Genomic DNA, 238 nt, shown 5'->3' with positions numbered 1-238 from the left:
AATATTATTAGGTGCAGACTCAATGCTTAAGTGTAATATTTCGTCAAAAAAGGTATTAATTAAAAAAAAGGCAAAACTTGCGACCACTAAAAACTTTAAAATAACTTTAATAAGCTCTACCGCAGATTGTGGGCCAAACATGCGTTTAAAGCCTTTAAATGGAGACATTTTACTTGCTTTAGGAGCGGCTGCTTGCCAACTAAAATTAAAGCCACCTAGTAAAGTATTACCTATAATG

At 33.2% G+C, this 238-nt stretch carries 1 protein-coding gene; it reads right to left on the bottom strand.

Going from position 1 to position 238, the window contains the following annotated elements; genetic code table 11:
* Positions 1-238, bottom strand: a 238-nt coding sequence (locus tag SB756_RS35105; RefSeq protein ID WP_410913886.1) for an EscU/YscU/HrcU family type III secretion system export apparatus switch protein, incomplete at both ends; no start/stop codon positions are given.

Source organism: Pseudomonas sp. SIMBA_068, from assembly GCF_046534705.1.
Taxonomy (GTDB): domain Bacteria; phylum Pseudomonadota; class Gammaproteobacteria; order Pseudomonadales; family Pseudomonadaceae; genus Aquipseudomonas; species Aquipseudomonas putida.
This window is presented reverse-complemented; position numbering and strand designations above follow the sequence as displayed.